This is a genomic window from Nonomuraea insulae (genome assembly GCF_042656245.1).
In genome coordinates, this window is the sequence record NZ_JBHSPA010000024.1 from 99,198 (window position 1) to 125,077 (window position 25,880).

The 25,880-nt window shown below is 69.6% G+C and carries 25 protein-coding genes; 14 read left to right on the forward strand and 11 right to left on the reverse strand.

The features are described 5' to 3' along the window. Positions 1–34: 34 nt before the first annotated feature. The 3 genes from ACFPZ3_RS20905 to ACFPZ3_RS20915 form a co-directional block, all read right to left on the reverse strand. Positions 35–1,300: a hypothetical protein gene (locus ACFPZ3_RS20905; RefSeq protein ID WP_379515848.1), complete on the reverse strand. Its 1,266-nt coding sequence runs from the start codon at positions 1,298–1,300 to the stop codon at positions 35–37. Positions 1,301–1,441: 141 nt separating this feature from the next. Beyond that, positions 1,442–1,999 (reverse strand): TetR/AcrR family transcriptional regulator, encoded by a 558-nt coding sequence (locus ACFPZ3_RS20910; RefSeq protein WP_379515849.1) that lies wholly within the window; start codon positions 1,997–1,999, stop codon positions 1,442–1,444. Between the two features lie 30 nt (positions 2,000–2,029). Further along, positions 2,030–2,887 (reverse strand): haloalkane dehalogenase, encoded by an 858-nt coding sequence (locus tag ACFPZ3_RS20915; RefSeq protein ID WP_379515850.1) that lies wholly within the window; start codon positions 2,885–2,887, stop codon positions 2,030–2,032. 88 nt (positions 2,888–2,975) lie between these two features. On the opposite strand from ACFPZ3_RS20915, the gene ACFPZ3_RS20920 reads away from it, so the two are divergent. Beyond that, entirely contained in the window at positions 2,976–3,542 is a 567-nt protein-coding gene (locus ACFPZ3_RS20920) for a TetR/AcrR family transcriptional regulator (RefSeq protein WP_379515851.1), read from the forward strand. A 61-nt stretch (positions 3,543–3,603) separates the two neighbouring features. Here the strand turns inward: ACFPZ3_RS20920 and ACFPZ3_RS20925 are convergent, their stop codons facing one another. Beyond that, on the reverse strand, positions 3,604–3,969 hold the full coding sequence (locus tag ACFPZ3_RS20925; protein ID WP_379515852.1) for a hypothetical protein: 366 nt from the start codon (positions 3,967–3,969) through the stop codon (positions 3,604–3,606). Between the two features lie 261 nt (positions 3,970–4,230). On the opposite strand from ACFPZ3_RS20925, the gene ACFPZ3_RS20930 reads away from it, so the two are divergent. Then, positions 4,231–5,214: a hypothetical protein gene (locus tag ACFPZ3_RS20930; RefSeq protein WP_379515853.1), complete on the forward strand. Its 984-nt coding sequence runs from the start codon at positions 4,231–4,233 to the stop codon at positions 5,212–5,214. Between the two features lie 1,305 nt (positions 5,215–6,519). On the opposite strand, the gene ACFPZ3_RS20935 is transcribed toward ACFPZ3_RS20930, so the two are convergent. The 5 genes from ACFPZ3_RS20935 to ACFPZ3_RS20955 form a co-directional block, all read right to left on the reverse strand. Continuing rightward, entirely contained in the window at positions 6,520–6,840 is a 321-nt protein-coding gene (locus tag ACFPZ3_RS20935; protein ID WP_379515854.1) for a hypothetical protein, read from the reverse strand. Between the two features lie 42 nt (positions 6,841–6,882). After that, positions 6,883–7,197, reverse strand: coding sequence for a DUF4387 domain-containing protein (locus ACFPZ3_RS20940; RefSeq protein ID WP_379515855.1), 315 nt, complete (start codon positions 7,195–7,197; stop codon positions 6,883–6,885). 4 nt (positions 7,198–7,201) lie between these two features. Further along, positions 7,202–8,563 (reverse strand): acyclic terpene utilization AtuA family protein, encoded by a 1,362-nt coding sequence (locus tag ACFPZ3_RS20945; RefSeq protein ID WP_379515856.1) that lies wholly within the window; start codon positions 8,561–8,563, stop codon positions 7,202–7,204. A gap of 13 nt (positions 8,564–8,576) precedes the next feature. Beyond that, on the reverse strand, positions 8,577–9,812 hold the full coding sequence (locus ACFPZ3_RS20950) for an MFS transporter (protein ID WP_379515857.1): 1,236 nt from the start codon (positions 9,810–9,812) through the stop codon (positions 8,577–8,579). A 66-nt stretch (positions 9,813–9,878) separates the two neighbouring features. Then, complete coding sequence (locus tag ACFPZ3_RS20955; protein WP_379515858.1) at positions 9,879–10,595, reverse strand: GntR family transcriptional regulator; 717 nt, start codon at positions 10,593–10,595, stop codon at positions 9,879–9,881. Between the two features lie 133 nt (positions 10,596–10,728). On the opposite strand from ACFPZ3_RS20955, the gene ACFPZ3_RS20960 reads away from it, so the two are divergent. From ACFPZ3_RS20960 to ACFPZ3_RS20975, 4 genes are read left to right on the forward strand one after another with little or no spacing between them, the layout of a single operon-like run. Next, entirely contained in the window at positions 10,729–11,157 is a 429-nt protein-coding gene (locus tag ACFPZ3_RS20960) for a hypothetical protein (protein WP_379515859.1), read from the forward strand. A gap of 2 nt (positions 11,158–11,159) precedes the next feature. Continuing rightward, positions 11,160–11,831, forward strand: coding sequence for a response regulator transcription factor (locus tag ACFPZ3_RS20965; RefSeq protein WP_379515860.1), 672 nt, complete (start codon positions 11,160–11,162; stop codon positions 11,829–11,831). Beyond that, a complete protein-coding gene (locus ACFPZ3_RS20970) occupies positions 11,828–13,072 on the forward strand; it encodes an ATP-binding protein (protein ID WP_379515861.1) in 1,245 nt (414 codons plus the stop codon). The genes ACFPZ3_RS20965 and ACFPZ3_RS20970 overlap by 4 nt, the downstream gene beginning before the upstream one ends. An 11-nt stretch (positions 13,073–13,083) precedes the next feature. Beyond that, positions 13,084–13,872, forward strand: a complete 789-nt coding sequence (locus tag ACFPZ3_RS20975) for a COG4705 family protein (RefSeq protein ID WP_379515862.1) — start codon at positions 13,084–13,086, stop codon at positions 13,870–13,872. Positions 13,873–13,976: 104 nt separating this feature from the next. Here the strand turns inward: ACFPZ3_RS20975 and ACFPZ3_RS20980 are convergent, their stop codons facing one another. Both ACFPZ3_RS20980 and ACFPZ3_RS20985 read right to left on the reverse strand, forming a co-directional pair. Then, positions 13,977–14,144 carry a hypothetical protein gene (locus ACFPZ3_RS20980; RefSeq protein ID WP_379515863.1) on the reverse strand — a complete coding sequence of 56 codons (168 nt, stop codon included), beginning with the start codon at positions 14,142–14,144 and terminating at the stop codon, positions 13,977–13,979. A 39-nt stretch (positions 14,145–14,183) separates the two neighbouring features. Then, positions 14,184–14,381: a MarR family transcriptional regulator gene (locus ACFPZ3_RS20985; protein ID WP_379515864.1), complete on the reverse strand. Its 198-nt coding sequence runs from the start codon at positions 14,379–14,381 to the stop codon at positions 14,184–14,186. Between the two features lie 334 nt (positions 14,382–14,715). Here ACFPZ3_RS20985 and ACFPZ3_RS20990 point away from each other — a divergent pair, with 334 nt between their 5' ends. The 8 genes from ACFPZ3_RS20990 to ACFPZ3_RS21025 all read left to right on the forward strand — a co-directional run bounded on the left by ACFPZ3_RS20990 (position 14,716) and on the right by ACFPZ3_RS21025 (position 25,834). After that, a complete protein-coding gene (locus ACFPZ3_RS20990) occupies positions 14,716–15,330 on the forward strand; it encodes a sensor histidine kinase (protein ID WP_379515865.1) in 615 nt (204 codons plus the stop codon). A 748-nt stretch (positions 15,331–16,078) separates the two neighbouring features. Beyond that, positions 16,079–17,884, forward strand: a complete 1,806-nt coding sequence (locus ACFPZ3_RS20995; protein WP_379515866.1) for a hypothetical protein — start codon at positions 16,079–16,081, stop codon at positions 17,882–17,884. Further along, complete coding sequence (locus ACFPZ3_RS21000; protein ID WP_379515867.1) at positions 17,877–19,727, forward strand: TOMM precursor leader peptide-binding protein; 1,851 nt, start codon at positions 17,877–17,879, stop codon at positions 19,725–19,727. Before ACFPZ3_RS20995 ends, ACFPZ3_RS21000 begins: the two co-directional genes overlap by 8 nt. Further along, on the forward strand, positions 19,724–21,247 hold the full coding sequence (locus ACFPZ3_RS21005) for a nitroreductase family protein (RefSeq protein ID WP_379515868.1): 1,524 nt from the start codon (positions 19,724–19,726) through the stop codon (positions 21,245–21,247). The genes ACFPZ3_RS21000 and ACFPZ3_RS21005 overlap by 4 nt, the downstream gene beginning before the upstream one ends. Before the next feature lie 32 nt (positions 21,248–21,279). Continuing rightward, positions 21,280–21,438, forward strand: a complete 159-nt coding sequence (locus tag ACFPZ3_RS21010; RefSeq protein WP_379515869.1) for a thiomuracin/GE37468 family thiazolyl RiPP peptide — start codon at positions 21,280–21,282, stop codon at positions 21,436–21,438. Between the two features lie 66 nt (positions 21,439–21,504). After that, positions 21,505–23,844 carry a lantibiotic dehydratase gene (locus ACFPZ3_RS21015; protein WP_379515870.1) on the forward strand — a complete coding sequence of 780 codons (2,340 nt, stop codon included), beginning with the start codon at positions 21,505–21,507 and terminating at the stop codon, positions 23,842–23,844. After that, the gene (locus ACFPZ3_RS21020) at positions 23,841–24,725 is read left to right on the forward strand and encodes a lantibiotic dehydratase C-terminal domain-containing protein (RefSeq protein WP_379515871.1); all 885 of its coding nucleotides are present in this window, start codon (positions 23,841–23,843) and stop codon (positions 24,723–24,725) included. The genes ACFPZ3_RS21015 and ACFPZ3_RS21020 overlap by 4 nt, the downstream gene beginning before the upstream one ends. Then, positions 24,722–25,834, forward strand: a complete 1,113-nt coding sequence (locus ACFPZ3_RS21025) for a thiopeptide maturation pyridine synthase (protein ID WP_379515872.1) — start codon at positions 24,722–24,724, stop codon at positions 25,832–25,834. The genes ACFPZ3_RS21020 and ACFPZ3_RS21025 overlap by 4 nt, the downstream gene beginning before the upstream one ends. The last annotated feature ends 46 nt before the right edge of the window (positions 25,835–25,880 follow it).

Sequence of the window (25,880 nt, forward strand, 5' to 3'; positions counted from 1 at the left end):
CGCGGTTCGCCCCCGACGTCCTGGGCTTCCTCGGTCAGAGGCCGTAACGGCTCTTGAGATGACGCCACCAGTCACGGAACATCCACGCGTCGAAGTCCGTGATCTGCGCTGCGCTGCCCGCCTTCATCAGGAAGCCGCCGACCCCGGTGGGGGTCCAGTCGTAGAAGTCGTCCAGGCCGAAGGAATGGCCCATCTCGTGCAGGAGGATGTGCACGTTGTCGGTGTTGAGGTTCGACATGTAGTACTCGCTGCCGATCCGCTGCCCCCAGTCACCGCCCGCGCCGCCGCCGAAGCCCGCGGTCAGCCAGAGCGACATGTCGTAGTGGTGTGACGCGCCGCCGGGGCAGTTCGGATAGTTCCCGCTCTGGTTGAAGAACCGGCCGCACGGCTCGGAGCACTGCGGGGCGTTCTCGCGGATGTTGTTGACGTAGACGTCGACGGAGTTGTCGCTCCACTGGAGCTGGGCACGGTCACGCACGGCCCAGCCGACCACCTTCACCGGCACGCTGCTATACGGCCAGCCGTTGTGGCCGACCATGAGGTCCATCCACTTCTTGAACTGGCGGGCCAGCGTGGCGTGGATCTGGTCGCGCTGGGCCGCGGTCACCGAGGCGCTGGTGTCCCACCGTACGCAGTAGTTGATCGAGCCGCCGTTGGCCATGACCTGGTCCCAGCCGTAGTTACGGAAGCCGTACAGGTTGGGGTAGGTGCTCTCGACGTGCTGCCACACCTCGTTGAGCGGGGTGACGAGGTTCGCGGGCGGGGTCCAGGACGTGCCGCCGCCGGGCGGGTCTGCGGCCCACGCCTTGACCTCCAGCAGCCCGACCGACGCCTGCCCGCTCTGCAGCGCGACGCGCAGCCGCGTGGTGCTCACCGCGGAGGCGAAGGTGACTTTGTTGTAGGCGTTCACGGCGATCGGGTAGCTGCCGGGAATGTCGGCATACGCACTGCCGGTCCACCTCTGCAACTTCCACGAGGCCGGTACGCGCACGCCGCCGCCGTCGTCGAAGAAGTACACGTCGGCCGACTTGATCGTCTGGGCGGAGGTCCAGGTGAGCTCGGCCCACTGGGCGCCGGTGTTGGGCCAGGTGCCCCAGCGGCGGTTGACGGTGTCGTTCGAGCTCGGCGGGTCGATGCCGTCGTTGATCGCCGCGACGCTCTCCCAGGAGGAGGTGTACGACGCCGACGGGGTCGCGTTCCTGGCCACGTTGGTGTCGGCCAGGGCGGGGCGGATGGGTAACAGGAATCCGCATATCAGCAGGATGGGCAGGATGGCCAGGCGTCTCATGCGTACCTTCACGTCGATCCCTCCGTTCTGGTAGCGCTAACATTCGTGGGCCGTGAGGACGGCCATGTCCGAGCTTTGATCGCACGCGACGCGGCCGGCGTCAATGGGCGCGCCGGGCCACCCGCACCGACCTGGGCCTTCCCGCTGAAACTTTCACTTGGTCAGGTAACGCTGCACGACCGGCCCGACGTCGCGCACAAGGGTCTCGACGTCGGCCTCCACCATGGGCGGGAACCGCAGGACGTATCGGGTCAGGGCCAGGCCGAGGAGCTGGGTGCTGACCAGCCCGGCGCGGTAGGCGGCGTCGTCGGCCCCGATGACGCGGGCCGCGAACGCGGCGATCTGCGTCTCGAACACCTCCCGCATACGCTCGGCGGCCATCGGGTTCGTGCTGGCCGAGCGGAGCAGCAGGATCAGCACGTCGTCGGACAGGTCGCCCTCCCAGCGGGCCAGGAAGTGCCGGACGAGCAGCTCGCCGATCCGGTCGGGCGGCGGCTGGCCGACCCTGGTGAGCTGCAGGTCCACGTCCACGGCGGCGCTGAACAGCCCGGCCTTGCTGCCGTAGTAACGCATGACCATCGACGGGTCCACGCCGACCAGCGAGGCGACCGCCCGGATCGTCATGGCGTCGTAGCCGCGCTCGATGAGCAACTTCCTGGCAGCCGAGAGGATGGCGGTCCTGGTCGCTGCCGATCTCTCGGTGAAAGCCATGACAACGAGTGTAGGCCAACACTCGTACGACTAGCGCTCGTGCTTGGCCATCCACTCCTCGACGGCCGCCGCGATGGCCAGCGGCCGGTCCTCCGGGGTGTGGTGACCGGCGACGGCGTCGTACCGGATGGTCTCGAGTGAGGCGATGTTGGCCGCGCACCAGGCGAGCGTCTCCGGCGTCCACATCGCGCCCGGGCCCGGCTGGAACGCGATCAGCAGTTTGGGCACCTCGACGCTGGCGGCCAGCCAGCGGTCGAACGCCTCGACCCTGGCCACGACGTCGGCGGGCTCCCCGCCCAGAGGCAGCGAGCGGGGCCAGCGCAGCAGCGGCAGGCGGCTCTCCCTGGTCGGGTACGGCCGCAGGTACGCCGCCACGTCCTCCTCCGCGAGCGGGGTGGCGACGGTGGCGGGCATGGCCTGGCGGAGGAAGCCCTCGTCGTCGAGGATCATGGACTCCCCGACGCCCTCTGTCTTGATCGCCCGGAACAGCGGGCGGCCGCCTTCGGGGAACTCCTCCCAGCTCATCGGCTTGACGATGGCCTCGGTGAAGGCGATCCCGCGCACCCGGCCCGGGTGGCGCGCGGCCCAGTCGAAGGCCAGGGCGCCGCCCCAGTCGTGGCCGACGAGCACCACGTCGTCGAGGCCGAGGGCGTCGAACCAGGCGTCCAGGTAGCGGGCGTGGTCGTCGAAGGTGTAGTCGATGGCGGGCTTGCCCGACTCCCCCATGCCGATCAGGTCGGGCGCCAGGCGGCGGCCGTGCCCGACTGCGGGCATGACGTTGCGCCACAGGTGGGAGGAGGTGGGGCTGCCGTGCAGGAAGACGATCGGCGCGCCGTCGCCGAGCTCGCGGTAGGCGATCGTGGAGTCGAGCACATGCTGGACGGGCATGATCGGGTCCGTTCTCGAATTAGTTAGTTGACTGACTTACTTCGGTGACCATAGCGGCCCGGCGACGGGGCTGTCTATAGTGAGTCAGGTGACTAACTCAACACGGGCGGGGAAGCGGGAGCGGCTGGCCGGCGCCGCCGTACGAGTGCTGCACGAGCAGGGCGTCGAGAAGACCACCCTGGCCGACATCGCGCGCGCGGCCGACGTCCCGGTGGGCAACGTCTACTACTACTTCAAGACCAAGGATCAGCTCATCGAGGCCGCCATCGAGGCGCACGGGCACGAGCTCGACTCCATGATCGAGGCGCTCGAACGGCCGGCCACGCCGCAGGAGCGGCTCAAGGCCCTGCTGCGCGGCTGGATCGGCCACAGCGACCTGACCGCCCGGTACGGCTGCCCGACCGGCACCCTGGCCTCCGAGCTCGACAAGCGCGACGACGGCCTGGACCGGGCGATCGCCAAGGTCATGGGGCGGTTGCTGGACTGGGTCGAGGCCCAGTTCGCGGCCATGGGGCGGCAGGACGCGCGGGAGCTGGCGGTGGCGCTGTTCGCCTCCTACCAGGGCATCGCCCTGCTGACGAACACCTTTCGCGACCCGGGCCTGATGGCGATGGAGGGCCGCCGCCTGGAGCGCTGGATCGACTCGTTGTCCTGATGATCGGGGGCCTCCCGCGATGAAGCGGAGGAGTGGGAGACCCCGTCAGGCGATCATCCGGTCAGCAGCCAGGGAGAGGATTGGTCTCGCTGTAGATGTCGCTGTCCTTGACCCAGCCCCACGCCCCGTGGTCGTCGCCCTGGGTGTACTCCCACCGGTTCGGGTGCGGGCCGCCGCCGCCGTGGGCGTGGCGCTCGGCCCGGCACTTGAAGATGCTCTGGCTCGTACGCAGGGTGTCCACCACCCTCCCGTCGTTGCCGAAGACGGGCACCGGGGCGCGGTTGTCACACCACCACTTGCCGCCCTTGTTCCAGCACGGAGGCGCGGCCCACGCCACGTCGGTGCCGGCGACGATCGTGGCCGCCGCGGGTACGAAGGCCAGGGCGGCGGCCGCGGTGATGCCGGCGAGCCGGATGCGGATGCTCATGACGGTTCCTCCTCGATGGTGGGCGCCGGTCCATGGCGACCGGCGCTCGGTCGTGCCTGAGCCAGCAAAGTCGCGCCGCCGGGGTGTCCAACAGGGTCGCGGACGAACTCGTCCGGAATCGGGCCACGTCACGGCCGGGCTCGGACGGCCGATGGCCACCGCCAAAAACCATCGGACACTCTCTGTCATCGTTCGTACACTGAGAGCACGGCAGGTGGGTGCAGGCGGACGGTCCCGGTCGGGAGAGGCAGGGTCTGGGCGATGAGCGTGAATCCGGAAAGGGCCGAGGATGTCCGGCTCGTCAGGGAAACACCAGAGTGCGGTTTGGCGTCGGTGAGCCGTCACGAGGAGCTGGTGCGGCTGCTGGCCGAGCAGTTCGTACGGGCCGACGCGTCATTGCGGGAGTTGCAGGCGCGGGCCGACAAGGCGGGCGGCACCCGGTTGCCGCGGGCCACGTGCGCGGACATGCTGGCCGGTCGACGGTTTCCGAAGAAGGCGGTGATGGTGGCGTTCCTGCGGGCGTGCCAGGTGCCGGAGGGGCAGGTTCCGGCGTGGGAGCAGGCGTGGGAGCGCGTACGCGTCGCCCAGTTGCCCGGGCAGGAGCCCGCCGAGATCACCGTTCCCCCGCCGGTCCCCGCTCCTGATCGTCGGCGGCGGGGAGCCGTCGTGGTCGCCATGCTCGCCTCGCTCGCCGCCGCGGCCGCCCTGGGCGTGCTCGTCGGGGCGTGGATGCCGGAGCCCGGCGCGTCCGAGACCCCCGGCCGCACACTCACCGACGACGGCCGCGCGTTCGGCCAGGACGGTTCGAGCCGGTTCACCGTGACCGTCGATCCGGCCAACACCGGCGTCCGCCTGATCCGCCGCCTCGACGCGGGCATCGGCATGCAGAGCGCCACCATCACCGTCAACGGCTCCCCCGCAGGAAGCTGGCAACCGCTGCCCGTCGAGCGGGCCTACCGGTGGAAGGACCAGAGCGTGGACATCCCGCCGTCCTTGAGCGCGGGCCGCCGCTCGCTGACGGTGGTCAACACGTTCGTCTCCTCCAACCAGGACTTCAACGAGTTTCTGTACGTCGTCAAGCAGCGGGTCAACGGCGTCTGGACGACCGCCGACACCGTGGACGTCGGCCCCGAGCACCCCGCCGACGAGAAGGCGCACCACTACCGCATCGACGACCGGCAGACCTTCGCCGGCGTCCAGTCGTTCGACTATCCGCCCGAGCTACCGCCGACCGGTGATGAATGATGTCGCTTCATCGCGAATGCTCAGGTAGACGGCCTTCTGACATTTTCGAACAGTGTCTGAAATCCCGCAGGAGACCGGGGGTGTTCATTACTTCCGGTCTCCCTGCGGTCTCCTAATCCGGAGTTTCCCAGGACAGTTACAACGAACTCAGGGCTTCCATTCGGCCCAAGCGAGTGGAGCCCGGCACTGCCACACGGCAGGCTTTCAAGCTCAGCGTCTCTCCCCCGCCAACGCCCCAGCGTATTCCTCCTCCGGATGTGCGCGGCAACGCCACCGGCGCCCACGTCCTGGTCCGATCCAAGAACGGTCAACGCCTTCCCCTCCTGGGCCACTGCCACGACGGTTCCTACCTATCCCGGCTGGGACCAACCCCGGTAAGCGTCATCGACACCGCGACCATCATCACTGCCCAAGCGGGCCGCACCAGCACAGAGCCTCTACGAACCGACCACGGGCCTAACTACACGGCATTGCCGTTAGTCCAGCCGAACGGAGATCGGCAATCTAGTGTGAGGCCGCCCCCACACTCCCAGACCGCTCGACGGCAAGTCCTCTGTCGTAGGCGATCTCGAAGTCCTCCACGCGCGCCTTTCGTCCAGACCACGCCTTTGGCCTTCTTCCCCGCGTCCAGCTTCACCAGTTCGGCGGCGTTGAAGGTGACGACGTGCTCCCGCACCGCCGAAGCCGGCACCGTACGCAATGTCGCCCCGGAGCCACTGCTTGGCCACCGGCCCGTAGGTCGCTTACCCCGTACCGACACCCGGACCTCGGGGCCGTCGGATCCACGGGCGGCGAGCAGCGCCTCGTTCTTGCGATCGATCTCGGCAAAGTCCGCCCGATCATGGGCACGAACAACCGGTCCATGCGGATGCCGTTGACTCGACGGCGCCGCTGCACTCAGCTGTCCCGGTACTCGCCGAACGTGATCGACTGCAGCGGCTGCCGGCCTTGTACTTGCGGTGGAGCTCGTCATACTCCGGCAAGGGTGCCTTCTTGTGCACCGCCAGAATCACGTAAAGGATCTCCTTCCGGGTCCCGTGCCCCTCCGGGCCCGCGTCCGGAATGTCGAGCAACCGGCTGGCGGACCGCCACCAGGCGATCAGTTCGTCTCGGTGGAAAGTCGCCGCAACGGAGGTGGATGCGCTTGCCGTCCAGGCCAGCGGGAATCTCCTCCCTGCCGTACGAAGTCCCGAGGTTGGGGGTTCCAGGAGCCGTCCTTGCGGCGCAGTTGGGGATATCTCGCTCCAAGCTCGCGACCGTCCTGGCGCGCGCGGCATTTGCACCGCTTGAAGCCGTTGCCCTTCATCAATTGGTCAACTTCGCCCCTGATTCGCGATATATGTCGCCGAGGCCCTTCGCGTCCCGGTAATCCTCCAGGGTCGCGTCCAGTTCGGCGGCGGAATTCGCCTGCTGCTCCGGAGTTTCGTGGCCCTTGCCGCGCAGCCCGATGCGGGCGGCCAGACTTTCGAGCTGATCGAGCCGATCGCTGGGCTCGCGGTCAATGATCTCCTGCAGGCGTCTGTCGATCTCCGCCACCACCTCATCGACGGGATGCGCCGAGCCGCGGGCGTAGGAGTCGACGACGGGGGCGCCCGACCGCGGCACCGCCGCCGAACGGAGCTCCACGTAGTCGCACCCGAGCGGGTTCTCGCCGGCCGGTATCACGTGTCAAGGGGCGGGGAGCTCGATGTCCATCAGCGGTGCGTACTGCTGCCCGGCGTAGCAGTCGGTGTCGTGGAGGTCTCCCTGTACGGCCGGGCGGGGCAGGGAGACCTTGACCGCGAGCGCGAGAGGGTGGCCGACGACCGTGATCTGCTCTTCGGCGACGTCGAAGAGCTCCGCGAACAGGGCGGGACGAAGGAAGCCGGTGTTCACGAGCGCGTGGAAGGTGTGCTCGTCGTGGCACATGAAGTCGAAGGTCAGGGTGAAGGGTCCGGCGTTCTTGGAGCGGACCAAGGAGCAGTAGTCGAGCAGGTTGGCCATGGATCTACAGCTCCTCGATGGTGGTGCGGAACAGCTCGGCCGGGGTGACGCCGGTGACGACGTGGTTGAGAGTGAAGCGATAGAGCGGCCCGCGGTCCATCTCGGGTGGCGAGTAGGGGTAGGCCAGGGTGCTGACCAGCCCGTCGTATTCGGGGATGGGGAGATGGCTGCTGGCGTGGGCGACGAAGGTGGCGATCGCGTGCGCGGTCGCCTGGTCGGGAGCGGTCACCGTGATGAGCACGCCGAGCTCCCGCGGCGCCAGGCCGGTGGGTTCGACGCCGGCGAGGACGGCACCCGCGCCGTAGAGGCGGTAGCCGATGTCGACGGTCTCAGGGTCGACCTGACCGTCGAAGACGTCGCGGATCTTCGTGTCGAAGTACTGCTTCGCCCGCGGCAGCAGATCCGGCAGGCGTTCGATGATCACCCGGTCGCGGACGCCGCCGATGATGACGGTCTGGTAGCCGACGAGTTCGGCGCCTTCGAGCTTGTTGGTGTAGCCGTCGGCCTCCACGTAGCGGGCGCCCCGGACGCGGACGGTCCGTTCGTCGACGGCCTCGTAGGTGGCGTGGGTCGTGTCCAGGGTGCCGGAGGGTTCGACGATATGGAAGGCGTCGGCGTTCTCGTACAGCGTGTGGGCCGCGACCGAGCGCGGGGTGAGGCGAGAGCCCTCGGCCAGCGCCTGCACGTCGAAGTGGTCCTCGCGCAGATGCACAAGGAGCCCGTTGGCGGAGGGCGGGATGGCACAGGCCGCTCCGCACTCGATGGTCTTGGCGGCGTGCCAGGTCAGGCCCGGGTCGGCGCCCAGCAGGTGGGGTATGGCCGCGAACAGCGCGGTGTCACTGGCTCGTCCCGCGAGGATCACCTCGCAGCCCGCGCGCAGAGCGTCCTGGATGGGTTCGACGCCCATCATGGCGACGGTGTGGCTGCGGGCGAACACCTCCCTGTCGATCGCGGGGGCGTTGGGGAGAGCGCGGATACGGCCCTCGTCGTACAGGGACCGTAGCCGCTCGGCGGGCTGATCGGCGTAGATGATCCCGAGCTTGAAGCGCAGGCCCTCGCCGACGGCGATGGTGCGGGCGAGCCGCGCGACCGTGTCGACGCCCACGTCGCGGCCGCTAGTGCCGCAGGAGCCGATGATGAGGGGCACCTGAAGCTCGTCGCGCGCCTTGAGCAGCAGGCGCAGGTCACGGGTGACGGCCTGGGCCGACAGTTTGGGGATGCCGGAGCCGAGGGCGGCGGGGCCGCTGTCGGTGGATCCGGCGTCACAGGCGATCACGTGCGGGCGGGCGGCGACGCCGCGCCTGAACGCGTCGGCGTCGAATCCGGCGCCGAGGGCGCCGGTGGGAGCGAGGATGCGGAAGTCCATGAAAGCGTCCTTCTCAGGTGGTTCTACGGCGGGCCAGGCGGGTGAAGAGCGCGAAGGTGACGGCGCCGAAGACGGCGGCGTTCAGGAGCATGAAGCGCCAGCCGGTGAGGTCTACGGTGGCCCCCAGCAGGGCGGGGCCCAGCGCCGAGCCGGAGGCGGAGGCGACGGTGTAGAGGCCGGTGTAGGTGCCCAGGACCCGGTCGGTGGGGGCCAGGTTCCAGAGGGCGACCAGGGCGTTGACGGCGAAAGCGGCGTAGCCGATCGAGGTCAGCACCATCGAGATCACCGTCATGGCCGGGGTGGGCGCGACGAAGCCGACGAGCAGGCCGATGACGAACAGGGCGACGCCGTAGCGGATGGCGCGTACCTGCCCTAGACGCCCCGATGCGTAGGCGATGGGGACAACCGCGATCAGGAAGGCTACGGACCCGGGCAGGGCGAGCCCGCCGGCCGTACCGCGCGACAGGCCCAGGACTTCGGTGCCGTATGGAGTCATCAGGGAGCGCAGGGCGGACCACATCCCCGCGAAGCAGAAGATGCCGATCATCAGCAGCAGCCGGGAGCCGGACGGGTCCCGGATGAGATTCCTGACCACGGCCCACGGCGAGGGGAACTCCTCCGCCGGGTCCTCCTCCCTGCGAGCCAGGACCGCCTGGGTATGGCGGCGCCCGAGGAACGCCCACGACAGGCCCAACATGAGGAGCATGAGCAGCGGCGGGATCGCGAAGGCCAGAGTCAGGCTCCGGTCGACCACCAGGAGACTGATCAGGGAGGAGACGACGATGGTCACGCTGACGCCGGCTTTGATGAACCCTTGGGCCTTGCTGCGGTTCTCAGCCGTCACGTAGTCGGAAACCAGGGTCTCGGTGACGCCCTTGAAGCCGTTGGCGATGAGCGCGAAACAGAACACGCACGCCAGCAGCGCGGGAAGGGTGCCCATCCAGGGGATCAGGGCGAACGGCACCGCGGCCAAACAGGCGCCCCCGATGATGATCGGCCACCGGCCCGTACGCCCGCCTGCCCGCCGGTCGGAGAGGTGGCCCATCCAGGGCTGGATGAGCACCCCGAGAACGTTGTCCATGCCCATGATCAGCCCGACCAGGGCGGCGGAGGTCAGATATTGCCGCAGTTGGGCGGGGACCTGGGCGTCGTAGAAGTTCCACACCGATTCCTGGGCGAACACCGCCAGGGTGACCCACAGCACGGCGCTGGCGCTCATCCGGGTGCGTGAGGGCGCGTCGTGCGCCATGGGAGGCTCCTTGCCATATGCTATAGCAAACAGAATATGCGTGATCCGGCCTCTCGGTGCACGCGATCAGCTGGTGGAGAGCTGGACCAGGGCTTCGCCGTGATGATGCGCGGCGAGCTGCTCGGCGCGATCCTCATCTCTGTTCAGGAGGGCCGCAAGCAGGTTCCGGTGCTCGCGGTAGCGGCGGCGGAAGGCATCGTCCCGGTCCGGGGCGAGCTTGACGGTCAGATCGAGGCGCTCCTCTTCGCTAAACGCCCGGGCCTGCTGCAACAGGCCCTCCAGGACGGGGTTTCCGACCGAGCCCTCGACCTGGTGGTGGAACTGGCGCAGCAGGTGGAAGACCTCCGTGAGCTGGTCGGTCACCTGGGCTCCGGGGCCGTGCTCGGCTACCTCCCGCTCGATACGGGCGGCCAGGAGGTCGGCCCGGTCAAGGAGTTCGCTCAACGCGGCGAGCTGGGCGTCGGTGGCGTTGCGGGCGGCCAGGCGGGCCATCAGGGCGGACAGGCGCACTTCGGCTTCTACGATCTCCGCCCGCGCAGAGGTGGAGTGGTCTGCGATCCGCAAGGCCCGGGGTCCGGCCCTTTCGACCACCCGCTCGTGCACCAGCTGGCGCAACGCTTCGCGGACGGGAGTGGGGCTCACGCCGAGCCGTGCGGCGAGATCGCGTTCGGTGATCTTCTCGCCGGGCCGCAGAGCCCCCTCACGGACGGCGTCACGAAGCCGCCGGTAGGCCTGGTCGGCCAACGACGAGGTCTCCATGGGACCCAGGTCATCCTTGGTCATGTCCAAAGATTATACTTGCTATAGCAAATAGTAAACAACACCGCTCCACGTCCGCTACCCGTGGAGGTAAGCGTTGCGCTAACCGCAGACTCAGCGGGCGCTGATCTGGCTTTTCGTACGGTAGGGCCCATGAATGCGCGAAATGCTACGACCTGTTGATCAAGCGTACGAACGGGTAGCCCCCGGCTGGCGACCGCAGATCGTCGTCGCCGCTGCCCAGATGGCTGCACGCACCTCAGCCGTGCGCGACCAGGACGTGGTGGACTCCCTTCAGCTGATCGGAGCCGACGCCGACGCCCAACTCGATGGCGCGTCGGTGTTCGCACTGAGCTTCGACCGCCCGAACGGCCCGCGCGAGTACATCACCCGGAGGCAAGGAGCGCTTCTCACGACCGCTATCGAGACGACCGCCCCGGCGGACGCCAAGGAGCAGTTCATCCGCGACCGGGACCGGCATCGCTCGATGGAAGGCAGGGGAATGCGGATCGCCAAGCGGTACGCCCCCTTCCGCATCGCCACCGAGTGGCGGCGGCTGCTCGGCGATCTCGCGGCTGCGAGCTGATCGTGATCGGCGAACTGCTCAGTGTGGCCATCGCCGAGGACGACCTGCCGCTACGCGCTCTGATAGCGCGCGGCCTTCGAGAGGAGGGCTTCGACGTGAGCGTGAGCGTGCCCACAGGAAGCGCGTTGCTGCACAGCGTCCAGCAGGTCCCTCCTGACCTGCTTGTGATCGACATCGGCCTGCCGGACGCCGATGGCCGCGATGTGGTCATGGCGCTACGCGCCCGCCGCATCCAGGCGCCGGTGCTGCTGCTGACCGCCCGCGATGGACTGCAGGACCTGCTCTCAGGGTTTCGCGCAGGTGCCGACGACTACCTGGTCAAACCGTTCGCGTTCGCCGAGCTGACCGTACGACTGCACGCGCTGGCACGGCGCGCCGCCCCAGCGCCCCCGATCGGCGGGCTGCGACTCGACCCCGCCAGCCACGGCATCACGGACGGGTGGCACACCGTCCGGCTCACCCCCACAGAGTTCCGCCTTCTGGCGCCGATGATGGCGCGCACCGGCGAGGTCGTCCGCCGGCACGCGCTCATCGCTGCCGCGTGGCCCGACGGCGCGATCGTCCACGACAACACGCTCGACTCCTACATCACCCGTCTGCGACGCAAACTCGCGGAGTTCAGCGCCGAGGCGACGATCACCGCAGCGCGCGGCATCGGATACCGGTTCTCATGATCCGCCATCGCCTCCTCACCATCACCACCGCCGCGGTCGCCGGGGCACTACTGGTGCTCACCATCGGGTTCTGGGCCATGCTCTCCCATGGGCTCGACCAGGACGCCCTAAGCGTGCTGCGCTCCCGCGCCGAGGCCACGATGACCACCCTGAAATTGTCCCCAGGAGGGCTCACGGTCGAGGATCCACCCCTGGACCAGGTGATCGACGACAACGCCTGGGTGTTCGACGCGTCCGGGAAAGCACTGGCTCAACCCCGCTCTGGGACCGCTGTGATCCAGGCCGCCACCGCCCTGAGGTCCGGCGTCGGCGACGTCGGCGACGTGCGACTGCTCGCCGTCCCGGCCCCGCAAGGAGGCACGGTCGTGGTGGGCGTCTCGATGCGTCCATACCAGGAGAGCCGGCGCATCGCCCTGCTGTCCGCTCTCGCGCTGGACCTGGCCGTTCTCTGTCTCGTGACCGTGCTCACCCGGCAAGTCGTCAAGGCGGCGCTGCATCCGGTGAGTGTAATGACTACGCAGGCTCTGGAGTGGAGCGAGCACGACCTTGACCGCCGTTTCTCCTGGGGCCCGGCCCGCGACGAACTGACGGGACTCGCCGCCGGGCTCGACGTCCTGCTCAACCGAGTCGCGACCAACCTGCGGCACGAGCGGCTGCTCAGCGCCGAGATCGCGCACGAACTCCGCACCCCGCTGGCCCGGCTGCGCGCCGAAGCCGAGATCGCGTTGCTACGCCGCCGCCCGGCGGCAGAACTCCGCGACGCGCTGCACGGCGTTGTCGTCTACACGGGCGAGCTGACGCATGTGGTCGACACACTGCTGAACTTTTCCCGGACGGCCATCGCTTCGGAGGGATGCCGGCTCGGCGACGCGATCGACGGCGCCGAAGTCGACTTCACCTGCGACCCTGGCCTGCGGGTGAGCTGTGGACCCGAGCTGATCAGGCACATCCTGGCGCCGCTGCGTCACAACGCGCTCGCGTACGGTTCGACGGAACGCGTCACGGTGGTCCGGCAGGGATCGGAAGTGACGCTCACTGTCACTGACGACGGCCCTGGAATACGCCACGGAGAGGAGGAACTGATCTTCGAGCCCGCCCACCGGGGCAGCGCATCGCACCTGGCCTCGGGTTCAGGCCTCGGCCTCGCACTCGCCCGCCGTCTGGCCCGGGCGAACGGTGGCGACGTCACGGCCGTCGCGGGTGCCGGAGGCCACTTCGAGGTGCGGCTCCCGCTGGCCTGAACGCAGTCAGGATGATTTCAGGCGGCCGATGTGAGCCTGCGGGGATGAGAACGCTTACCAAGGTTCCCCGGGTCACGATCTTCTTCTGGACGATCAAGGTGTTCTGTACGACAGTCGGCGAGACCGCTGCCGACTTCCTGAACACCAACCTGAACCTGGGCCTGACCAACACCACATACATCATGACCGCGCTCCTGATCGCTGCCCTGGTCATCCAATTCTCGCTGCGCCGCTACGTGCCGGGCGTCTACTGGCCCGCAGTCGTCCTGATCAGCGTCGTGGGCACACTGATCACCGACAACCTCACGGACAACTTCGGGGTTCCCCTCGAGGCCACGACAATCGCCTTCAGCCTTGCCCTCGCGATCACCTTCACCGTCTGGTATGCCGTCGAACGCACGCTGTCGATCCACAGCATCCGCACGATGCGGCGCGAGGCTTTCTACTGGCTCGCGATCCTGTTCACCTTCGCCCTGGGGACTGCGGCCGGCGATCTGGTCGCCGAATCTCTCAACCTCGGGTATGCCCTGTCGGCCGTGGTCTTCGGAGCAGCCATCGCTCTGGTGGCCATCGCACACTACGGGTTCAAGCTGCAGGCGGTCGCCGCATTCTGGATCGCCTACATCCTGACCCGACCACTGGGCGCCTCGATCGGCGACTACCTGTCCCAGCCAGTCGACGAGGGCGGCCTCGGACTGGGCACAATCATCACGAGCACGCTGTTCATGGCCACAATCCTGGGCTTCGTGCTCTATCTGAGCATCAGCCGCCGCGACGAGCTCCCGACGATGGCGCGCTGACCAGACCCTCACCCTCCGCCGTGAGAAAGATCTTGCTTCGTGGGGCTTTCAACACTCGTGGCCTGCACCTATGCAGTGACATATGGCTGGGGTCGTACTCCGCTCTAACGATCTGCCGTTCGCCTCAACATGAAGTCCTGCCGCCACTGCTCGGCGGCCTGGATCAAGTTTTGGCTGACGTGCTCGAAGAACTGGCTCATGTCCCGCAGTCGGGCGCCGGCAGGAGTGGTGGAGTCGAGGATTTCGGCTCCGTCGCGGGCGAGATCGGCCATTGTGGCGTTCTGCCGGGCGCTGACCAGCCAGGCTCGGTATCAGACGTCGGGGTCGATGACGGACCGGTCGCGTCGCCGGCGGGGGTCGCTTTCACGCCGGATCAGTTCGTGCCGTTCGAGTTCGCCGATGGCCTTGGAGATGGACGCCGGGCTGACCTGGAGACGCTGGACGAGTTCGGCGGCGGTGAGGCTGCCGCTGTCGTTGGTGTAGAGGCAGGTGAGTACCCGGGCGGTCATTCGGGGCAGCCCTGTCGCGATCATCACTGTGGTGAATCGTTCCTCCAGGGCGTGAACCGCTTGGGGGTCTCGCCCGGGTACACGTTCGGCGCGCGGCTTGTCGATGGGCGCGTCACCCAGGCGGCGGTCGTGTCGCGAACGGCCGCGCTCCCGGTGACGCTGAGCCGCCAGGACGAGCAGGCGCTGGCTGCGCTGCCGGTCGGCGGCCTCCGGAGAACGTGGACCTGTCCGCCCTGGACGACTACCGGATCCACGCCGTCCCGGGCCGGGACGGGGACGTCCTGGTCACCGGGCTCTCTCTGCACGAGGTCGAGGAGGCCGTAGCCCGGCTGCGGTGGCGATCCGCGGCCACGCCGAGCTCGCGCTGCGCGACGGCGGGCCTATGCCGGACGACGTACGGCACGCCCTGAACAGGATCGACGCCGAGTCCGGGCGGATGAGCGAGCGCGTCGACGAGCTGCTCCTGCTGGTCCGCCTCGACGAGGGGCGCCCGCTGGCCAGGGAGGAGGTCGACCTGACCCGCCTGGCCATCGAGGCCACGGGCGACGCGCGGGCCGCCGCCCCCGGCCACCGCTGGTGGCTGGAACTGCCGGAAGAGCCGGTCGCGGTGACCGGCGACCCGCTCCGGCTGCACCAGGTGCTCGCCAACCTCCTGAGCAACGCCGGCGTCCACACGCCGGACGGCACCACGGTCACCGTGGCAGTTGGGCGGCGGCCGGCCGAGGTGGGGGTCAGCGTCCGGGACGACGGGCCCGGCATACCGGCCGGCCTACAGGGGGAGATCTTCGAACGATTCTCCCGCGTGGACCCCGGACGGTCGCGCGCCACCGGAGGCGCCGGGCTCGGACTGGCCATCGTCCGGGCCGTGATGGCCGCCCACAACGGCTCGGTGGACGTGCAAAGCCGCCCAGGCCGAACTGAGTTCCGGCTGCTCCTGCCCGCCCGCTGACGCCTCTCGCCCTTCACACCGGCGCCCGTTCCCGAACGCCACAGCACCGAGCTCAGCGCGGGAGGCTGACGCTTCTCGCAGCTTTGCGCCTGCCGAAAACCAACGTCCGTGCAGTTCAAGCGGCATGTGAGTAATCGTGGAGAACATTCCGGCCGGGCGCACCGCTCATGCGGACTCCAGACGATCGGTGAGGTTTGGATCACCGTTGCGGGGGCCGGGCTTTGCCAGAGCCGGGCGCAGTCCTCGGCCAGGCATGACCCTGCACGGGGGCGTGCTGGGCGACCCTGGAGGTGTCCAGAGCACGCGGCAGGGGAGGACGCATGGTTGCGATCACCAGAACATGGCGTCGCGGCTTTGGTCGCGGTGGGACTGTGCAGGACGTCAAACCCCGCGGTCAATGTGTCCACCCCTCCGGTGGCACCGTTAGCCTCTACGGCTGACTCCGACCGCGGCCGGCGTTCCACCCATTGGACGTCGGCCCGCCGAGCCCTTCCGCGACAGCGGGAGCCCGCAGCGCTACATGGCCCGAGCGTCCTGGAGGGCGGCCGAAATGAGCTCTTACCTGCATGAATAGCAGAGAGTAAGCAACGTTATGTGGTGAGAGGTGACGGCGATGACTGTGTTCGTACATGTCAGCCCCGGAAGAAACACTGATGCGCCACCAGCAGGATGAACTGGATCATGGTGGGGCACTCTTCGCATATCTGAGCCATTCCGGCAGCTAACGAGGTTTGGTCTGGGGGGAACGATGCGTCCACGCCTGCTGGATGACGTACATTTCGTGGAGTCGAGCGATGGTGTCTACGTCTATGGCGATCTCGGCGCCTGCACGATCGAGGGCCCTCACGCCTACATGTGGATGTCGCGGCTCGCGCCTTTGCTGACGGGTGAGCGCGCCCTGGACGAAATCGTCGCGCCGCTGACGGCCGATCGGCGCGAGCTGGTTGAGCGGCTGGTGCGTGGGCTGGCCGAGCAGCGGCTGGTGAGTGACGCCCGGGAAGAGGAGCCGCACACGCTGAGTGCTGCGGAGCGTGAGGTATATGCGCCGGAGATCGCGTTCCTCCGTTACGGGCACGACTCGGCGGAGCGGCGGTTCGAGCGGCTGCGGCAGGCCCGCGTCGTCCTGGTGGGGGATGGGCCGGTGCTGGGGGCGCTGCTGGAGGCGGGGCTGCGGTCGGGCTGGCGTGACGTGCGGGTGGCCGAGGGCGGAGCAGCGCGCGTCGATCTTGCTGCGCCGCAGGTCAGGGGACGCCGGGACGATGCGCAGACCGTACGTCCCGGTGGCGATTGGGGTGACGCCGATGTGCTGCTCCAGGTGCACGACGGCGAGGATGTCGGCGAGTTGCTGCGGGTGGACCGCGCGTGTGTGCGGCGGGGCATCGCGTGCGGGCAGGTCTGGGTGCGCTGTGAGGAGGCGTGGCTGACGCCGGTTTCGGCGCATGAGAGCGAGTCGGGCTGGCGTCGGCTGAGCGCGCCGGCATATCAGGAGTCCGGCGAGGACGGGGCCTGGCTGACTGGTGCGGTGCCCGCCGTGCTGGCGGCTCAGCTCGCGCTGTCGTGTTTCGAGTACCTGACCGGTACGGGGCAGCCCGTGAAGTGGCCCGAGATGAGCCGCGTCGACCTGCGCACGCTGGAGACCCGGCAGCATGTGTACGTCCGTGTCAAGAAGGGCTTTCAGCCGGTCGCGACCGGCCGGCGGGGGTCGGCCGGGACGGGGCGGCGGGTTGGAGCTGATTCGATCCGGGCTGAGATGGAGCGGCTGGCCGGGCTTGGCACGAAGGCGGCGAAGGACCTGCTCAAGGCCGCCGTCCACTACGTGGATCCGCGTACCGGCGTGCTGGGCTCGCTGGATGAGGAGGGGCTGGCCCAGATACCGCTGGCGGTGTGCCGGGCACTCGTCGCCCGCTCGGCCGTGGTGGGCTGGGGAGATGACCGCGAGACGGCTCGGCTGCGGGCCCTGCTGACGGCACTGGCCGTGCACCAATGGATCGCTGCCAGCCACTGCGACGCCTGGCAGGGGGTGGAGTACCGCACCGGCCGGCTGCGGAGCGTGACCGCCTGCAACCGGCCGGCGGTCGGTGTGGCCGCCGGTCTGTCATGGTCGCAAGCCGTGGCGGCGGGGCTGGCCCAGCAGTGTGAGGCGTTGCTCGCGCGGGTGGATCCCACCTGCTTCCCCGTGGTGGAGGCCGACCTGACGTCGTTGGCGTCGACGGGTGAGCGCACCGAGGCCCGCGATTTGACCGGCGTGCTCGGCCTGCCCGCGTACGCGGTCCTGTGTGGTGGGGAGGTCCGCCTGGCCTGCGGAACAACGTCGGATGGCGCGATGCGGCGGGCGGTGGAGCGGTCGCTGCTCGCCTGGCAGTCACGGACGGAGCGGCAGAGGATCTATGCCGATCCGCCCGCACGCTGGCCGGACGGCGACCTGGACGCCGAAGGGCTGGCTGATGTGCTGGTGGCGGCGGGGCGGACGCCGGTGGTGGTGCCGCTGGGGGCGGATGCGGAAGTCTCGCGCCTGTTGCCGTTCATCGCGTGGGTGGCGTGCTGTGATGAGTGACCGGCTCGTGGTGGGCGCGGGGCCGTTGCCCGCCGCGTTGTCCGCTCAGGTCGCCGCGGCCGACGCGCTGGTGGTCGCGGCCGACGAGGCGGGTGGGCCGTTCGAGGCTTCCCGTGCTCGCGGCTTGCCCTGGCTGCCGGTGCGTGTGGACGCCGGCGACGTGCTGATCGGCCCGGCCGTCCACGCGGGCGAGCCTGGCTGCCCCACCTGCGTGGAACGGCGACGCGAGGGCAACCTTGGGGACGCCCGCGCGAAGCAGCGCAGCCTGACGGAGATGGGCAGGCTGCTCATTCCGCTGGCGGCTTCGCTGGTGACCGCGCTGATGGCGGAGGAGGCTGCCTGCGGGTTCGCGCGTACGCGTGACGCTGTGTTGCGCGTCTCTCTTCGCACCGGCGCGATCACCCGGCACCGGCTACTCGCCGACTCGCTGTGCCCGGACTGCGCGGAACCGGCCGAGGACCGGCCGGCCCGGCTCGGCCTCACGGCGGCACCCAAGCCGGCCCCGGACGTGTTCCGCACCCGGGCTCTGCCCGCGGAGCTGCGGGAGCGGTACGTCGATGCCGAGACCGGCGTCATCGGCTCGGTCGGCGTCACGGGCAGGGGTGGCCTGCCCGTGGCGGTGGCCCGGATCGCCCCTGGCCGTGGTGGTGAGCAGAGCCGACACGGATACGGGCGGGCTCATGACTACCGTTCGGCCGCAGCCACGGCGATCGCCGAGGCGCTGGAACGCTATGCGAGCGTTCGCCCGCGCGGGCGCCGCACCGTCAAAGCGTGTTTCGCCGACGTCGCCGACCAGGCGCTCGACCCGCGTACGCTGGGCCTGTACCCGGACGACTGGTATGACCGGCCGGGCTTCGTCTACCGCCGGTTCGACCCCGATCAGAAGACGCGGTGGGTGTGGGGGTACTCCTTCGCCGCAGAGCGCCCGCTGCTGGTGCCGCTGAGCTTCGCCTACTACGGCGCGGAGCCCGGCTGGGCATTCGAGTGCTCCAATGGCGCGGCGCTGGGCGGCTGCCTGACCGAGGCGATCTTCTACGGGCTGTTGGAGGTCGCCGAGCGCGACGCGTTCCTGATGACCTGGTACGGCAAGCTCCCGGTGCCCAAGGTGGACCTGGACTCGGTGACCGACCGCCGGATCCCGGTCACCGTCGAACGGGCCCGGCGGATGGCGGGGTATGAGCTGTCGGCATTCGCCATGGTGATGGAGCAAGGGGTGCCGGCGTTCTGGGCCATGGCCGTCGACCGGGACGGCCTCCCGGGTCGGCCGTACGCGCTGTGCGCGGCCGGCGCCCACCCGGACCCCGAGCAGGCGCTGCGCTCGGCTCTGTTCGAGCTGCTGCCGTCCATCGGAGCGCTGGGCGACCGGTACGACGCCGACGCGTCGGCGGACATGCTGGCCGACGGCGACCGGGTGCGGAAGATGGAACACCATCGGCAGCTCTACTGCCACCCGGGCGCCTTCGCACGCCTGGCCTTCCTGCCCATCGACGGACCCGGGCTGCCCTTCGCCGAGGCCACTGATGCCCGGCCGGGCCCCGGCGGGCCGGCACGAGTCTGGCCGAAACACGACGATCTCGCCGATGACGCGACCGAGTTGGTGCGGCGCTACCTGGCCACCGGCCTTGACGTGGTCGCCGTGGACACGACCTGCCCGGAGCTGCGGGCGGGCGGGCTGGCCAGCGCCAAGGTCCTCGTCCCCGGCACACTGCCGATGACCTTCGGGCACCGCTATCGGCGTACCCATGGCCTGGAGCGGCCCCTGACGGTGCCGCGGTTGCTCGGCTATCGCGACCGCGACCTGGCTCCGGCTGACCTTACTCCCGACCCGCACCCGTTCCCATGATCGCCGAAGAGCGCGGTGTGGCCACCCGCCGTTATCTGCAGGCCATCGATCGGCGCGAGCCCGTACCGGTGGAGTCGGCCACGGCCCCACCCCGGTACAAGCGCTACCCGGGGACGAGCCGTACTGTCCTGGACGATTGCTGGACCGGTCACGTGCTGCGGGGGCTGATCGGCCTGACCAGGATCGCGTGGATCCGTCCGAACGACGAGGCTGGGTTTCCCCGTCCCGGGCGGGCATCGGTGGTCATCGGTCGCCCGGGGCCATCGGGCGGGGCGCTCTACCCGATCGAGGCGTACACGGTGGGCGGGTCGGCACTGTGCCATTACGACGTGGTGCACCACATGCTGGAGACCGTTCGCGAAGGAGATCATCGGCCGTTCCTCACTGGCTTGCTCACCGGGCCACCCGCCTGGTCACACGACACGGTGGTGGGGCCCGGGGTGGTGGAGCTGATGGTGGTGCTGACCGCGGTGTTCTGGCGCAACGGCGTCAAGTACGGCGACTTCGCCTACCGGCTGCAGTGCCAGGAGATCGGTGTTCTGGCCGCCCAGGCGCTGGCCTTGGCCGAGGTGCTCGGCCTGCGGGCTGCGGTCCACCTGGCCTTCGACGGGGATGCGGCGGACCGGCTGCTGGGGCTCGAACCGGCGGACGAGGGCGCGCTGGCCGTGCTGAGCTTCTCCGGACGGCACACCACAGAAGATCCCTCGGCACCCACGGCAACCAGCGCCACGCACCCGCCGCCCATCACTGGCCGCCCACCGGGTGTCGCCGCTGCGACTGCCACCGAGAGCCGAGCCGAACCATCTGACGTACGCCTGCCGTACCTGGCCGCGCTGCACGCCGCCACACGGCGGGCATCCGGTGCCGCCGACGTGCCGCCGGGCGATGCGGTCCCACCCCCGCCCGCGGGTCCCGCCGTGGCGCTTGCGGACCCGAAGTCGGTACGGGCCTCGGACGGCATCGCTCACCGTGCCTCTCCGGTGAACGGCTACCGGGCGGACCCGCTGGCCGATGAGGATCTGGCCACGATCTTGGCCCTGGGGGCTCCTCCAGGGCAGGCCGCCTCTACGGCGTTGTATGTCCTGGCCGTGCGCGTCCCCGGCCTCCCGTGCGGTAGCTACCGCTACTGCCCTGAGCGGATGGCACTGATCGAGACCGGCGGCCAGGAGGCGGTGGCCCGGGTGTGCGGTGGGCGGCTCGCGGCCAACACCCGTGCCTGCCTGCGTACCGCCGCGGCCGTGATCGTCCCCGTCGGTGACCCGCTCGCCGGCCTCGCCCGGTGCGGCGACCTGTGGTTCCGACGTCAGCAGGCGGAGACCGGTCTTGTCGTTCACCGGGCCGCGCTCGCCGCCTCGGCCCTCGGGCTGACCTCTCGCATCCACTCCGATGGCGCGAACCCGGACACCGACGCCGCCCTCGGCCTGGCCGGCACGCCGTGGCGTTCGTTGAGCTTCCTGCTGATCGGTGCCCCACGCAGAAGCGGGCCGGTGCTCGCACCGGTCGGACCGGCGGGGTGGTAACCCCGCGAGAAACCGGAATAGAGGAGATCGTCATGTACGACCTCAACGACCTTCCCGTAGACACCATCAACGTCCTGCCCGCCGACAGCCTGGAGGCTCTCACGGAGGGACACGGCATGACCGAGATCGCCGCCTCTTCCTCGGGTCCTGTGCCGAGCTGCGACAACGCTGAGTTCGACGAGGAGAGCTGACCGGTCCGGGACGCCCGGCCCGCGGGAACGCGGGCCCGGCGTCCCCCACAGCGCGAGGAGAGGCGCATGTCGGGGACGGGGATGTTCGGTGTGCGGGTGGCCGCGCTGCCGGCCGCGGGGTTGGCGGCATTGCGGTTCGAGCGGACGTGGGCGCTGGTCGACGAGCTCGTCCACACGAGCCGGCGGCTCAGCGAGGAAGGCGAGACGATCTGCGCGGCTCTGTACCGGCTGATCGGGGAAGGCCGGCGACCGGAGCTCAAGCCTCTGCTGGTGGGCGCACGCCGGGCGGTGTTCGCGGGGCGGCGGCCCGACCGGATGGAGCGGGTCCTGACGGCCGTGCCGGATGAGGTGGCCGAGTGGCTGCGGGACTGGATGACCTGTCTGGAGCGGCGGACGGCGGGGGAAGCCGAGCTGGCCGAGGCGCTGGCCGCCGAGCAGGCGGACAAGGCCGGGCTACTGCGACAGCTGGCCGCCGACAAGGGCTTCCGGCGCGGATTGTTCCTGTCCAGCCCCACGCTCTCGGCCGAGGTGAGCAAATGGCTGGCCTGCCCGCAGGCCGTGCCGCGCCGTCAGGTGCTGTTGCGCCTGGCCCGGTATGTGGCCCGGGCCACCGTCAAGACCAGCCCGTTCGCGACCTTCGTCATCAGCGGACTCGGGCGCTGGGCCGACCAGGACGGCACCGTGATCATGAGCGGTGAGCCGGTGACCGTCCCAGAGCTGGATCTGCGCGTGGTGCGGCGGCGGTGGGCGCAGCTCGCCCGCCAACCGGAACTGGCCGGGGCCGTCGAGGTGGGCGTCAATGCGAGCGTGACCGAAGAGAACGGGCGACTGTTGTTCCTGGGGGCGGGGGCTGGCGAGCCGCTGCGGAGTATGCCGGCCGAGCCCGCACTGCTGGAGCTGCTGGCGTACGTACGCGCCGCCGACCGCACCCTGCATGCGGTTCGAGAGCGCGCAACGCCTGACGCCGTGGAGCGGTTGCTGGAGTTGGGGCTGCTGGAGCTGCGGCGGCCGTTCGCCGACCAGGCGACCGACCCGCTGGGCGAGCTCGCCGCCTGGCTGGCCGGCGCGCTTGCGCCCGGCTCGCCCGAGACGCTGACTGCCTTGCCGCAGATGCTCAACGAGCTGCGGCAGCCCGGTACGAACGCGAACGGTCACGCGCCGGCGTGGATCGGCGAACCACTGCGCCCCGAGGGTTCGCACCTGGAAACCGCCGTGGCTCCCGGTGTGATGGCGCTCTGCGGCCGCCGAGCGTGGCAGCCGGTGCTCAACGACCTTCAAGCGGTACGCCTGCTGCTCGGCCCGCTCGACCCGGACCTGCCCGCCAAGCTGGCCGCGGCGCGCTTCTTCCTGCACCGCTATGGCCGGACAGGCTCGCCGCGGTTCCTCAGCTTCTACCGCGACACGCACACCTCGGCTCCGCAACTGCGGGCGCTGCTGCACAACCGGCTCGGGCCGCCCGCCGATCTGTCGCGGTTGCGGCGTGACCTGTGGGATGCCTTGTACGCGGCGCCCGAGGACCTCCATGGGGTGATCGCCGCCGATCCAGCGCTGCTGACCAAGCTGGCGAGCGGGTGGCCCCGCTACATCAGCCCGCCCGGCTCGATCGCCTGCTACCTCCAGCAGATCGACGACGACCACGTGGTCCTCAACACTGTCTACTCCGGCTACGGCCGGGGCACCGGCAGGATCCGCCACCTGCTCGCCCGAGCCGGCGCACCCGTTCCGCCCGCCGATTCCACTCCCGGCATAGCGGAATGCCTCGGCAGCTTCGGCACGAACCTCAACCTCCGCCCGCCCACCGCCACCGCCATCGACTACCCGTTCACCGTCACCGAGGCCAGGCTGCCCCTGGCCGACCTGCGCGTCGGCTACGACCCCGCCACCCTGCGGCTCATCCTCACCGACGGGACGCGCCCCATGCACTTGGGGATGACCAGCGAACTGACGCTGCCGCCCGCCCTAGCCTTCCTGATCAAGATCTTCGGTGAGCCACCCCTGGCGATGGGGCCCGCCTGGCAGCGCGGCGGCCGGCCGGAAGGAGTGTCCCGCCGCCCGCGGTTGCGGCTCGGCCGGGTCGTGCTCGCCCGCGCCTGCTGGCGGTTGCACGCCGCCGAGGTGCCCCTTCCGGCCAAAGGGGAGAACGAGGCGGCCTACCTCGTACGCCTCGCCCTGTGGCTCGACCGGCAAGCGATCCCACGCCGGTTCTTCGCCCGCGTGATCTCGCCGACCGGACGCGGCAAAGACAGGAAACCGGTGTACGTGGACACCGTCGACCACTTCCTGCTGCTGTCCTTCACCCGCTCCATCAGCGGTCCAGGCGACCTGGTGGTCCTGGAGGAGGCCCTGCCCGACCCCGCCTCGTGCGACTCGCGGGTGGCCGAGTTCGTCATGGAGGTCTCCCGATGATCCCCTGGACCAGTGCCCACCTGTTCCACGCCGGCGACCTGGACGCCCTGATCATCAGGGTGGTCGCGCCGCTGGTGGCCGACCTGACGCCGCGCCGCTTCTTCTTCCTGCGGTACTGGGAAGGTGGCCCGCACCTGCGCGTACGCCTGCTGCCCTCCTCCCCCAGCCACGCCAGGAGCATCGAGCGCGAACTCCTGCGGCGAGGCCGCGCCCACCTGGCGGCCCACGCCTCACACCGCTCCCTCACCATCGAGTCCTACGCCGTGCAGGCCGCCCGTCATGCCCACGGCGAACGACTCGACCGGCACGACACGCGGCTCCACCCGAACGACACCGTGGAATTCATCCCCTACCAACCGGAACAGCACATCTTCGGCGCCATGGAGCCCGTCGAGCGCCACTTCACCGACTCCAGCCGTCTGGCCATGAACCTCCTGCGCAGCCACCCTGACCACGCACAGCGCGCCGCATCCGTGCTGGCCGCCGTGACCATGACGTTGTCAGCCTGCGGGGCGGACCCCGACGCGTTCCGGCTGCCGAGCCTGCCGCCGATCGTCCGGCAGGCGTACGACGCCAGACATGACGACCTGCGACGCCAGACCCGTGGCCTGTGGACGGACACGCGGGGCCGGGATGGCTGGCAGCGCTCGATTCGCCGACTCCGGCACGGCCTCGGCCGCCCGCCACCCGGCACGCGCTCACCACTGGGCTTCCTGTCGCACGCCGTGCCGGCCGAACGCCGCGCAGCCGCCGACATCCTGCTGCGCTGCACCCACCTGCTCGCCAACCGTCTCGGCCTGCCCCAGCCAGCCGAAGTCCACGTCGGCCTGCTGGCCGCCCACATCCTGTCCGACCTGTCGAAAACCGGGGACCTCTCATGACCACGCCGCACCCCACCTGGCATGCCGCCCACATCTACTACTACGAACCCGACAAAACCGCCCTGCTGCTCGACGCGATCCGCCCGCTTCTGCGCCGACTGCCGTCCGCCCACGTCCTGCGCCACTGGCGGCAGGGCCCGCACCTGCGGCTCAACGTCCGCACCGACCCGCTGACGTGGTCACGCAAGGTGCGGCCCGACATCGAGCAGCACATCGGCGCCTACCTGCGCGCCCACCCGTCCACCGCACACCCGGACAGCACGGCACTGCTCGCCCAGCACCGCCTCCTGGCCGAACTCGAACAGGAACGCGGCCCGCTCACCCCCTGGTTCCCGGACAACAGCATCCAGTACGTGCCCTATGACAACCGCCTGCACGTACTGGGTGACCAGGAGGCGGCCGACCTGCTCACCGACTTCTACACCGACAGCACCCCGCTGCTGTTCCAGATGCTGGAGCACGCGCGAGACGGCCACGACTCCACCGAACTGATCGCACTGGGGCTGATGCTGGCCAACACCGTCACCGCGCTGCCGCCGATCACCAGAGGCTTCGTCTCCTACCGATCCCACTCCGAAGGCTTCATCGTCGGCTGCGCCGACCCAGCGGCAGTCCGGGCAGAATTCCAAACGTACTACCAGCAGCACCGGGAAGAGCTGACCGACCGAGTACGCTCGGTGATCAACACGCTGCGAGGCCGGGGAACGGTGCCGTTCGTTCGAGAATGGGCCGATCTCATGACGGTCTACAAGCAACGCGCCACCCCCCTGATCGCCGAGGGCAAGCTCATCCAGCCCCTGGTCTTCGACGAGGAGGCGGCCTCGCGGTTTCCCAGCGAGTTCCACTGGCTGATGTTCGGCAACCGCGCCTACCACGAGGCAGTCTTCGGCAATCCCGCGTTCAGCCGCTATCGCCTGCTCATCAACTACACCTACCTGCAGATCAACCGACTCGGACTCACGCCGCCGCAACGCTTCCGCCTCTGCCACCTGGCCGCCGACGCGGTAGAGGACGTCTACGACGACAACGCCATCGAAGCCGTCCGCCGCTACGTGGCCGCCCACCCGAACCGCGAACCCAGTACGGAGCGAACGGGGCGCCTGGACTGACCACGACCCACCAGGGCACATCACCGAGAGCAACGCAGCTCGACTC

Coding starts and splice junctions, on each gene's coding strand:
- ACFPZ3_RS20910 (WP_379515849.1), bottom strand. CDS start 1,999: ATGGCTTTCACCGAGAGATCGGCAGCGACCAGGACCGCCATCCTCTCG.
- ACFPZ3_RS20915 (WP_379515850.1), bottom strand. CDS start 2,887: ATGCCCGTCCAGCATGTGCTCGACTCCACGATCGCCTACCGCGAGCTC.
- ACFPZ3_RS20925 (WP_379515852.1), bottom strand. CDS start 3,969: ATGAGCATCCGCATCCGGCTCGCCGGCATCACCGCGGCCGCCGCCCTG.
- ACFPZ3_RS20930 (WP_379515853.1), top strand. CDS start 4,231: ATGAGCGTGAATCCGGAAAGGGCCGAGGATGTCCGGCTCGTCAGGGAA.
- ACFPZ3_RS20940 (WP_379515855.1), bottom strand. CDS start 7,197: ATGGCCAACCTGCTCGACTACTGCTCCTTGGTCCGCTCCAAGAACGCC.
- ACFPZ3_RS20945 (WP_379515856.1), bottom strand. CDS start 8,563: ATGGACTTCCGCATCCTCGCTCCCACCGGCGCCCTCGGCGCCGGATTC.
- ACFPZ3_RS20950 (WP_379515857.1), bottom strand. CDS start 9,812: ATGGCGCACGACGCGCCCTCACGCACCCGGATGAGCGCCAGCGCCGTG.
- ACFPZ3_RS20955 (WP_379515858.1), bottom strand. CDS start 10,595: ATGACCAAGGATGACCTGGGTCCCATGGAGACCTCGTCGTTGGCCGAC.
- ACFPZ3_RS20960 (WP_379515859.1), top strand. CDS start 10,729: ATGCGCGAAATGCTACGACCTGTTGATCAAGCGTACGAACGGGTAGCC.
- ACFPZ3_RS20970 (WP_379515861.1), top strand. CDS start 11,828: ATGATCCGCCATCGCCTCCTCACCATCACCACCGCCGCGGTCGCCGGG.
- ACFPZ3_RS20975 (WP_379515862.1), top strand. CDS start 13,084: ATGATTTCAGGCGGCCGATGTGAGCCTGCGGGGATGAGAACGCTTACC.
- ACFPZ3_RS20980 (WP_379515863.1), bottom strand. CDS start 14,144: ATGGCCGATCTCGCCCGCGACGGAGCCGAAATCCTCGACTCCACCACT.
- ACFPZ3_RS20985 (WP_379515864.1), bottom strand. CDS start 14,381: ATGACCGCCCGGGTACTCACCTGCCTCTACACCAACGACAGCGGCAGC.
- ACFPZ3_RS20995 (WP_379515866.1), top strand. CDS start 16,079: ATGCGTCCACGCCTGCTGGATGACGTACATTTCGTGGAGTCGAGCGAT.
- ACFPZ3_RS21000 (WP_379515867.1), top strand. CDS start 17,877: ATGAGTGACCGGCTCGTGGTGGGCGCGGGGCCGTTGCCCGCCGCGTTG.
- ACFPZ3_RS21005 (WP_379515868.1), top strand. CDS start 19,724: ATGATCGCCGAAGAGCGCGGTGTGGCCACCCGCCGTTATCTGCAGGCC.
- ACFPZ3_RS21010 (WP_379515869.1), top strand. CDS start 21,280: ATGTACGACCTCAACGACCTTCCCGTAGACACCATCAACGTCCTGCCC.
- ACFPZ3_RS21015 (WP_379515870.1), top strand. CDS start 21,505: ATGTCGGGGACGGGGATGTTCGGTGTGCGGGTGGCCGCGCTGCCGGCC.
- ACFPZ3_RS21020 (WP_379515871.1), top strand. CDS start 23,841: ATGATCCCCTGGACCAGTGCCCACCTGTTCCACGCCGGCGACCTGGAC.
- ACFPZ3_RS21025 (WP_379515872.1), top strand. CDS start 24,722: ATGACCACGCCGCACCCCACCTGGCATGCCGCCCACATCTACTACTAC.